This window comes from Photobacterium sp. OFAV2-7, assembly GCF_022347985.1.
Lineage (GTDB): Bacteria > Pseudomonadota > Gammaproteobacteria > Enterobacterales > Vibrionaceae > Photobacterium.
On the sequence record NZ_JAKRFQ010000644.1, the window covers coordinates 1 to 3,144 of the forward strand.

The window sequence follows — 3,144 nt, forward strand, 5'->3', positions numbered from 1 at the left end:
GTGGGTATTTGTTGTGAGTATGATTCAGAAATCAGAATAAACATCGTGAATGATACCTGTTGCAGTGCTCTAATTTAGAGTAAAAGCACAACAGACGTTGATTTATCTGCATTTTTTCTCTTCGACCTTTTCGGGCGGGGGGACTTCATCACAATAACTAACCATAAGTAGATAATAATGAAAAAACATACCTTGCTACTCTCTATGCTATTGCCATTTGCATCACAAGCGTCAGCTGATGCAGCGATAACCCCTGAGGCAATTACAGCTGCACAAGTCAGCAGTGTTCAGGCTTCGGAAACCTACACCTATGTTCGGTGTTGGTACCGCCCGGCGGCTAGCCACGATGATCCGGCGACGGATTGGGAATGGGCACTCAATGACGATGGCAGCTACTACACAGTTTCCGGTTATTGGTACTCTTCCGTCTCGTTCAAGAACATGTTCTATACCGACGAGTCTCAGGACAACATCAAACAGCGTTGTGATAAGACGTTAGGTGTCACTCACGATACGGCAGATATTACGTATTTCGCGTCCGATAACCGTTTCTCATATAACCACTCAATCTGGACTAACGATAATGTGTTCCAACCAACTGCGATCAATAAAATGGTTGTGTTTGGTGACAGCCTGTCAGACACGGGCAATATGTTTAACGGCTCTCAGTGGATTTTCCCTAACAGCAACTCTTGGTTCCTTGGCCACTTCACGAACGGGTTTGTCTGGACGGAATACATAGCACAAAACAAGGATATTCCGCTTTATAACTGGGCTGTAGGTGGTGCGGCTGGTACTAACCAGTATGTTGCCCTGACGGGAGTTTATGATCAGGTTACGTCTTATCTGACTTATATGAAGATGGCCAAAAATTATCGCCCGGAAAATACTCTGTTCACCCTGGAATTCGGCCTGAACGACTTCATGAACTATGACCGTGAAGTGCCGGAGGTTAAATCTGACTTTAGCGCGGCGCTGATCCGCCTCACTGATGCCGGAGCGAAAAACATCCTGCTATTTACTCTACCTGATGCAACCAAAGCGCCTCAGTTTAAGTATTCTACCCAGGAAGAAGCGGTGAAGGTCCGCCAGAAGATCGTCGAATTTAACCAATATATTGCGGAACAAGCTCAGTACTATCAGGACAAAGGCATTAACGTGCAATTGTACGATGCCTATTCTCTGTTTGAGCAAATGACGAGCAACCCACAGGAGCACGGCTTCCAGAATGCCTCTGAGCCTTGTTTGGATATCAACCGTAGCTCGGCGCTGGATTACCTGTACAGCCATAGCCTGACAAACGAGTGTGCGTATTATGGATCTGATTCCTATGTATTCTGGGGAGTGACTCACCCGACAACGGCAACCCATAAGTATATTGCCGACAACATCATTGAAACGGTACTCAAGAAGTTTACCTTCTAAGTAAACCAAGTCACTCAATGAAAAGCCTCAGCCTTTGTGCTGAGGTTTTTTTATATCCCCAGGCTTCTTTAAATCGCTGGTCTTACTCTGAATCCTGCATCTTGACGTAGCTTGGATATAAGCACTGAGCCTCAAAAAATTCTCAAATAACCAAGCAATAATTAAGTTGTGAAATAAACCAGCATCTTAAGTTTGCTTGGTATTACTACTTGTCGAGAACACATCAAGAATTCAGTGATATTTCCTGTTTTTATCCTTATTTGATGAGACTGATTAATTACTCTAGCGCCTTATTTTTACTGGAGGTGTTAGATGGAATTAAAACAGTTGATGGCAGATTTTTGTCAGGACTACGGTATCGACCTGATTGAGCCGAACGAGGAGGGCATCGTTACCCTGGCAATCAACCAAGATAGCGTTCGTCTGCATTTGCAGGAGCACAAAGGCTATTTGGTTCTGTTTACTCAGGTTGGCATTTTGCCTGAGGACATCACGGTGAGTCAGCTTAAGCAAATCCTTGCGGCCAACTATTTCTGGCTGGGCACCAAAGGCTTTACGATCTCACTGTCGCCAGAAACCGACATGCTGATAGCCAGCCGCCAGGATTCAATGGAAGTTGTTCAGTACGAAGGGTTTGCAGCAATGATCGAAGCCGCTGTCGAAGTGGTCGAGCACTGGCGGAAGGTGATGGCCGATGGGTTTAAATCGGTAGAAAGCCAAACCCCGCAACCTGATGTCACAACCATGATGGTGTAGGAGACGACGATGAGCCCTGCACAAGTTGGAAATACCTCGTCAAATGTCCCGCTGCAAGACTTTATGAAGTATGCCAAGAACTCAGATACTCGTTTGCTGGCCAAAGACGGCACTGTGGTTAAGGCCGATTCAAAAATCGACAGCATCACCAGCCTGGTATCAAGCAGTAAAGCTGAAGCGCTAAAGCAAGAGAATATCACCACTGGCCGCGAGTTTAAGGCGGCACTGCAACGTGAGCACTCTAAAGATGGTCTGGATGCGTTCAGCCCGCTGGAATACAACCTGCGTAAAGGCGATCCGATTACTCGCCGTAATGTGCAGGAAGTGAAACAGGTGTTGCAGCAGTTGAAGATAGATCCGGACGCGTATAAATGTCTGGCGGAATGCTTTAAGACCGCGGGCCGGGATCCGCGGATGATTGCGCTGCTGGAGGATTACAAACCGGGCTGTTTCGACGGCAAGGTGAAGCAGTTTGCCAAGGAGCATGTCGGCAAACCCGCGACAGATGTCTGGAACGACACCAAAAAAGGAGATATCAGCGGACCGGTCAAGAAGGCAGCCAAGTATGTGCCGGTGATTGGTAATTTTGTCGGTATTGTCGATAAGTGTGTAACTGCCTCCAAAGAGTGTGACAAAGAATTGTTTGCCGGACGGATCGGGAAGCTGGCCGAAAAGCCAGAAACCCGCAATACCTTCGCCCACAACCTGACTGATGTTCTCTATGAAGGCCATGAAAAGCAGGCGCGCAAAGCGATGTTCTCGACAGCGGTCGATTTTATCTTTATGCCGCTGGGGGCGTTTAATCTTGGTCCTGTCGGTAAGGTAGGCATTAAGCCTATCGTTAATGGTGCCGTTGACTCTGCAGTTACCAATACGGTCGGCAATTTTGCCGCCAAACAAGCCTATTCGCTTGGGCTGACAGGAATTAAAGCGGCGGCGAACCATGTGATACCGGAAGCTGCG

At 47.3% G+C, this 3,144-nt stretch carries 3 protein-coding genes; all 3 read left to right on the forward strand.

The features are described from left to right. The first annotated feature begins 177 nt into the window (after positions 1 to 177). On the forward strand, positions 178 to 1,425 hold the full coding sequence (locus tag MHN01_RS22295; RefSeq protein WP_239413520.1) for an SGNH/GDSL hydrolase family protein: 1,248 nt from the start codon (positions 178 to 180) through the stop codon (positions 1,423 to 1,425). 312 nt (positions 1,426 to 1,737) lie between these two features. Beyond that, positions 1,738 to 2,181 carry a type III secretion system chaperone gene (locus MHN01_RS22300; RefSeq protein ID WP_239413521.1) on the forward strand — a complete coding sequence of 148 codons (444 nt, stop codon included), beginning with the start codon at positions 1,738 to 1,740 and terminating at the stop codon, positions 2,179 to 2,181. 9 nt (positions 2,182 to 2,190) lie between these two features. After that, positions 2,191 to 3,144: hypothetical protein (locus MHN01_RS22305; RefSeq protein WP_239413523.1), on the forward strand; the 954-nt coding region annotated here is incomplete at its 3' end.